This window comes from Hansschlegelia beijingensis, assembly GCF_045505405.1.
GTDB lineage: Bacteria > Pseudomonadota > Alphaproteobacteria > Rhizobiales > Methylopilaceae > Methylopila > Methylopila beijingensis_A.
The window spans coordinates 1-6,163 of sequence record NZ_JBJKEX010000179.1; the positions used below are offsets into that span (position 1 = coordinate 1).

A 6,163-nucleotide genomic window follows, 5' to 3' on the forward strand; every position below is an offset into this window, starting at 1 on the left:
CGAACAACATGCTGCTGGTCGACGAGCGCATGCTCACCTATGCGCTCGACGGAGCATCTCTGCTCCCGGAACATGCGGGCCGCTACTACACGGTGACCGGCATTCATCAGCGGGCGGATGCAGAAAGGGCCTGGCGCCGCCGCAAGCGGATCGCCAAGCCCCTCAATCTGGCGCGGCTCGCGAAAGCCGCCTTCACGTTTTCAGGCGGGGTGGATTACCTCGCCTGGAAGATCGAGCGGCACTCGGGCCACCGCGTGGAGGTCACGCCATTCCAGCGCCGACATCCGCTGCTCGCCGCCGGGCCGGCGCTGTGGCGGCTCTGGCGGAAAGGCGTTCTGCGCTGACGCGCGGGAACGGGGTGACGTTGGAGTATTCCGGCGCTTCCGGAAGAATGCCGAACTCGCGGCCGACGCGGGTCATCAGCGCGATCGCGAAGTCGATGTGCTCCTCGGTGTGCGCCGCGCTCACGCTCGAGCGCAGGAAGGCCGAGGAGTTCGGCGTCGCGGGCGGCAGCGCGAGGTTGAGGTACATGCCCTCGTCCACGAGCCGCTTCCAGAACATGGTGGCGACCGCCGGATCGTTGAGGATCACCGCGACGATCGGGTTCGCCTCGGGGCCGACCGTGAAGCCGGCGTCCTTCAGGCCGTTGTAGAAGCGGCGCGAATTGGCCCGCAGCTTGGCGCGGCGCTGCGGCTCGTTGCGCAGCGTCTCGAGCGCGGACAGCGTCGAGGCGATGATCGCCGGCGGCAGCGAGGCCGTGAACATGTAGGGACGGGCGGCGAGCCGCAGGATGTCGAAGCCCTCGACGCTGGAGACGCAGAAGCCGCCGACACTGGCGAGGCTCTTGGAGAAGGTGCCGACCACGAAGTCGACGTCTTCCTCGACGCCCTCGCGCTCCGCGAGGCCGCGGCCGCGCTGGCCGAGCACGCCCATCGAATGCGCCTCGTCGACCATCAGGTAGGCGCCGAACTCGCGCTTGACGTCGACGAACTCCTTCAGCGGCGCGGTGTCGCCGAGCATCGAATAGATGCCCTCGACCACGATCAGCTTCTCGCCCGGCTGGTCCTTCAGCCGCGCCAGCCGCTTCGCCAGATCCTCGGGATTGTTGTGCCGGAAGCGCACCACCGGCGCATGGCCGAGGCGCGAGGCGTCATAGATCGAGGCGTGGCTGTCGGCGTCGATGATCAGATGGTCGTCCTTGCCGACCAGCGTCGAGATCATCGCGAGGTTCGCCTGATAGCCGGTCGAGAACACCATGCAGTGCTCATGGCCGTAGAAGTCGGCGAGCTCGCGCTCCAGCTTCTCGTGCTCGCGGTAGCTGCCGTTCGCGATGCGCGAGCCGGTGGTGCCGGTGCCGTGCTTGCGGATGGCGTCGATCGACCGCTCCATCGAGATGGGGTCGAACGTCAGGCCCAGGTAGTTGTTGGTGCCGAACAGCAGGGTGCGCTTGCCCTTCACCACGCCCTCGACGGACGAGATGATGTCGTCGAACTGGATCGAGAAGGGGTCGCCGCCGCTCGACTTCAGCTGCTCATAGCGGGCAGCGAGGCCGGAGAACTTGTCGAGAATAGCCATCACGCATTACTCCGCAGCGTCTCGATCGTCGACGCGAGGTCGTCGACCGTCACGACGCTGGCCATGTCATGCAACGGGATCGAGATATCGAACCGATCTTCCAGTGCCATGCAAAAGTTCATCACTGCGATCGAGTCCAACCCGAGATCATTCACGATGTTCATGCCCGGTTTCAGCTCGATCGCCTTATTCGTCACGGTCTCTAGTACTTCCGAAATCTCGGAAATGAGGGCGACTCTGTCTTCCGTCATTCTTAAGGCCTTGGCAGACTCGCCACTGCAGACCTAAGTCGACGGCGGCAAACTAGAAACCCGGCGCGGCGCTGTAAAGTTCAAGAGGCCGTTGGGGAAACACTAATCAATGCAGGATGTTACAGGCTGATATCCCGACTGAAACACGAATCGCGCGACCCCCGAAAGGAGCCCCCGGAGGATGCGCGCGAAGTGTTGCCGAAATGTCGTAATCGCCTCCTGCGGCAGACCTTCGGGCGGATCCCTGACGAAGCGGCGAAACTGCGGCTGACCGCCGGATCATCTCGCTTCATCGCAATCGCCTCAAATTTCTCGCGAATTCGGCAGGCTGACCGAACCGTTCGGTCAGTCCCCGGCGGGCCGCCGACGCCTTCGGGGAAAGCGTTGACGGGCCTCGTCATTGCGACAGGTACGGATGGAGGCGGCGGAATGCGCGCGATTGAAACATTCCGGCGCCGAATGTGTTCAGGCGCCCTCGGCCAGCAGCGAGAGATAGAGCGCCCGCGCGCGGCTGCGGCTGAGCTTTCCGGAGGAGGTCACGGGCAGCGCGTGAGCGCCGACGAGCCGCACCGTCACCGGCGTGCCGAACCGTAGCCGCAGCAGCGTGCCGACCTGCTCGACCAGCGCCGCGCGCGCCTCCTCGGCCGAGAGGCGGCACTGGACCAGCGCCACGACCTCCTCGCCGTCGTCGGAATCGACCGAGAACACCGCGACGTCGCCGCTGCGCACGCCCTCGATCTCGCTCTCGACGGTCCATTCCAGATCCTGCGGCCAGACGTTGCGGCCGTTCACCAGGATCAGGTCCTTGGCCCGCCCGGTGATCACGAGCTGGCCGTCGGCGAAATAGCCGAGGTCGCCGGTGTCGAGCCAGCCGTCCGGCGAGATGGTCTCGGCGGTCGCCTCCGGCTCGCGGAAATACTCGCGCATCAGGCTCGGGCCGCGCGCGAAGACGCGGCCCACGCGCCGTTCCGGCAGGCTGGCGCCGTCGGGCGAGCGCACCTCGATCTCATGGTCGGGCAGCGCGGGGCCGCACAACACGAACTCGCGCGAGCGGGCGCCCTCGGCCTCGGGCGGCGTCGCGACGCCCTCGCTCTCCAGTCGGTCGAGATCGACGGTCTCGGCCCTGAGGCCCTCGCCGAGCGGCGCGAAGGTCAGCGCCAGCGTCGCCTCGGCCATGCCGTAGCTCGCCACGTAGCGGTCGAGGTCGAAGCCATGGCGGCGGAACCGGTCGGCGAAGCGCCGCAGCACGTGCGGCCGGATCATGTCGCCGCCGATGCCGGCGCAGCGCCAGGACGACACGTCGAGATCGCCGAGATCGAGGGTCGCGGCGCGCTGCGCGCTGAGCTCGAAGCCGAAGCTCGGGCTGTAGGAGATCGTCGCCTTGTAGCGGGCGATCAACTCGAGCCAGAGCAGCGGCCGGCGGGCGAAGTCGCGGGTCGCGAGGTAGTCCACCGTGAGCCCCGCCACGATCGGCGTCAGCATGAAGCCGACCAGACCCATGTCGTGGTAGAACGGCAGCCACGAGACGCAGCGGTCGCCCTCGCGCACCACCAGCCCGTGGCGGCTGATGCCGGTCGCGTTCGCCATCAGGGCGCGGTGCGTGACGCAGATGCCCTTCGGGAAGCGCGTGCTGCCGGAGGAGAACTGCAGATAGGCGAAATCGTCGAGCGCGGGCCGCGACAGCTCGCCCGGCGCGGGCTCCACCGCGGCCAGGTCCTCAATGGTCCCGACCAGCGCGAGCGGCAGGCCGGCGGCAGCCTCGACCAGCCAGTCCCGCATCGCCGCCGGCGCGAAGGCGGCGTGCGCGTCGGCGCATTCGATCATGCGGCGGACATGCGCCAGATAGGCCTCGCGGCCGCCGAACGCCATCGGCAGGGGCATCGGCGCTGGCACGATGCGGGCGTAGCTGCAGGCGAAGAACAGCCGAACGAAGTCCGGCTCCGTGTCGGCGATCAGCGCGACGCGGTCGCCGGGCTTCAGCCCCGCGCCGAGCAGCCGGGCGGCGAGCGCCTGCGCGTCGGCGACGAGCTGCGAATAGGGCAGGGCGGTGGTCAGCACGCCCTTGCCGGAATGGAAGTTGAAGCCCTCCGGGCTCAGCGCGGCCGCCTCGAGCGCGTCCAGGATGGTGCGGTCCGCGTCCGCCGCGGTCGCCTTCGAGAGGGCGGGCTCGGCGAGATCAGTCATTCGAAATCCTCGTTGAGAGACCGCTGCGGCCGCCGTCAGGCGACTCCGTCAGCGGCTGCGCGCGCGGCTTCGTCGTCGGTGGCGGTCGACCATCCCGAGCCCGGCCTGTCAATCGCGACAAGCCGGCCGCGCTCCAGCCGGACCACCATGTCGGAGGCCCGCTCCCAGGCGGGCTGATGAGAAATCGCCAGGACGGTGAGGCCGGTCGAGCGGGCGAGCTCGATGACGTTGCGGACGATGTTGGCCTCGGTCTCGGGATCGAGCGCGGTGGTGGCCTCATCGAGGATCAGAAGCTTCGGGCGGTGGATCAGCGCGCGCGCGATCGCGATGCGCTGCCGCTGTCCGCCCGAGAGCCGTGCGCCGCGCTCGCCCAGCACCGTGTCGAGCCCCTCGGGGAGGCTCGCGACGAAGCCCGCGGCGCCCGCGCCGGCGAGCGCCCGCGCGACGTCCTCGTCGGAATAGTCGGGATTGCCGAGCGTCAGGTTGGCGCGCAGCGTGTCGTGGAACAGGATCAGCTCCTGCGGCACGTAGCCGATCATCCGCCGCCACGCGGCGAGGTCGATCTCCGGCAGCGGCTGGCCGTCGATCAGCACCACCCCGCTGCTCGCCTCGTGAAGCCCGAGCAGCACGTCGACGGTCGTGGTCTTGCCGGCGCCCGAGGGGCCGGTGAGCGTGGTGACGGAGCCCCTGCCGATCTCGAAGCTGACGTCGCTGAGGATCGGCGCGCCGTCGATCGCGCAGGAGACGTCGCGGAACGCGATGCCCCGCTCGAGGCTCGGCGGCCGGCCGCCGGAGTCGGATTCGCGCATGGCGCGGGCGCCGTCGATCATGTTGGCGATCGCCGAGAACGCCGCCTGCGCGATCCGCACCGCCTGCAGCGCCTGCTGGGCCTTGCCGATCGAGGTCACGACGCGGGCGAGCACCAGCGCCATGACGAGCACGTGGCCGGGCGACATGCCCCACAGGCCGACCGCGACATAGATCGTGCCGGCCAGGAAGATGGCGAGGAACGGCTCCTGCAGCGCCTTGTTGGCCTCGCGGGCGAAGGACTGCTTCACCTGCGCGCGGCGGATGCGGTTGGCGTCGCGCTCGAACAGCGCCTGGAACCGCGCGTGGCGGCCCATCGCCTTCATGGGCTTGATGCCGACCAGCAGGTCGACGAGGCCGGCGACGAGCGCGCGGATGTGCCGCTTCTGCTTGCGCGCGGTGCGCTTGGCGATGGTGATGAAGCGGTTGAGCGTCAGCACCATCAGCAGGCCGATGCCGAGCGACAGCAGGCCGAGCCGCCACGAGATCAGCGTGGCGACCACCACATAGGTCGCGACCTGGATGGCCTCCGCCGAGAACCGGGCGGCGGCGTTGTACGCCTCGCCGGCCTGGCTGGACTCGGCGCTGAGCGCGGCCGAGAAGCGGCCGACCGGCTGGCGCACGTAATAGCCCCAGCGGGCGGCCAGCAGCGCGTCGATCAGGTCGAGGCGCATCTTGTTGGCGACGTCGGCGGTGGCCTGGCCGACCCGGTACATCGCGAGCAGCGTAAGCGCCGCCTTGATCAGCATGCCGCCGACCAGCAGCGACAGGAAGAAGCCGAGCGTCGGCTCCAGCCCCATGCCTTCGATGACCTGGACGATCTGGCCGCTGACGCCCTTGGGCGCGCCGCCCTCCGGGCCGATGGCCGACAGCAGCGGCAGCAGGCTCGCGACGCCGAGGCCCTCGGCGACGCCGGCGAACACCAGGCAGCCCAGGATGGCGAGCGTCCGCCGGAGCGGGATGACGGTCACGATGCGGCGCAGCGTGTAAAGCGGCGCCTTCCGCTGTTTCAACGGCGTATCGTGCTCAGAGGCGATCGACATGGCGGCCTTGTTCGAGGCGGCGCGGCCGCGCCGGGGACGGGCGGCGGGCCGCTCGTCGTGCGGAGCTTCTCCTATGGGGAAAAGCGCCGCGCCTCAAGCCGAGCCGCTTGACCTTCGCGTTGACGAGGCGCCGTCGCGGCCGCATTGAGGGCCAGGCGGGCCGCGGTCCCGCGCGTCCCGACGAAAGCGTCATGCCCCAAGGCCACCAGCGGACCGGCCCGACGATCTGGCTGCTCACCGACGACCGACCCGGAAACCGCACGCAGGTGCTCGGCGCGGCGCGCGCGCTCGGCCTGCCGGCCG

4 protein-coding genes and 1 pseudogene are annotated in these 6,163 nt (G+C 69.3%); 1 reads left to right on the forward strand and 4 read right to left on the reverse strand.

Annotation, left to right across the window (positions count from 1 at the left end; translation table 11 throughout):
* A pseudogene (locus tag ACIKT0_RS11595) lies at positions 1 to 344 on the forward strand (hypothetical protein); the annotation flags it as partial.
* Here the strand turns inward: ACIKT0_RS11595 and spt are convergent.
* The 4 genes from spt to ACIKT0_RS11615 form a co-directional block, all read right to left on the reverse strand.
* Positions 262 to 1,575 carry a serine palmitoyltransferase gene (spt, locus tag ACIKT0_RS11600; RefSeq protein ID WP_407105496.1) on the reverse strand — a complete coding sequence of 438 codons (1,314 nt, stop codon included), beginning with the start codon at positions 1,573 to 1,575 and terminating at the stop codon, positions 262 to 264. The pseudogene ACIKT0_RS11595 and the gene spt sit on opposite strands and share 83 nt — an antisense overlap.
* Positions 1,575 to 1,826, reverse strand: coding sequence for an acyl carrier protein (locus ACIKT0_RS11605; protein WP_183396492.1), 252 nt, complete (start codon positions 1,824 to 1,826; stop codon positions 1,575 to 1,577). The genes spt and ACIKT0_RS11605 overlap by 1 nt, the downstream gene beginning before the upstream one ends.
* A gap of 465 nt (positions 1,827 to 2,291) precedes the next feature.
* Positions 2,292 to 4,010 (reverse strand): fatty acyl-AMP ligase, encoded by a 1,719-nt coding sequence (locus ACIKT0_RS11610; RefSeq protein WP_407105497.1) that lies wholly within the window; start codon positions 4,008 to 4,010, stop codon positions 2,292 to 2,294.
* 35 nt (positions 4,011 to 4,045) lie between these two features.
* Entirely contained in the window at positions 4,046 to 5,860 is a 1,815-nt protein-coding gene (locus ACIKT0_RS11615; protein ID WP_407105498.1) for an ABC transporter ATP-binding protein, read from the reverse strand.
* Positions 5,861 to 6,163: the final 303 nt, after the last annotated feature.

Bases quoted from the DNA above. Each gene is read 5' to 3' on its own strand.
- spt (WP_407105496.1), bottom strand. From the start codon at position 1,575: ATGGCTATTCTCGACAAGTTCTCCGGCCTCGCTGCCCGCTATGAGCAG.
- ACIKT0_RS11605 (WP_183396492.1), bottom strand. From the start codon at position 1,826: ATGACGGAAGACAGAGTCGCCCTCATTTCCGAGATTTCGGAAGTACTA.
- ACIKT0_RS11610 (WP_407105497.1), bottom strand. From the start codon at position 4,010: ATGACTGATCTCGCCGAGCCCGCCCTCTCGAAGGCGACCGCGGCGGAC.
- ACIKT0_RS11615 (WP_407105498.1), bottom strand. From the start codon at position 5,860: ATGTCGATCGCCTCTGAGCACGATACGCCGTTGAAACAGCGGAAGGCG.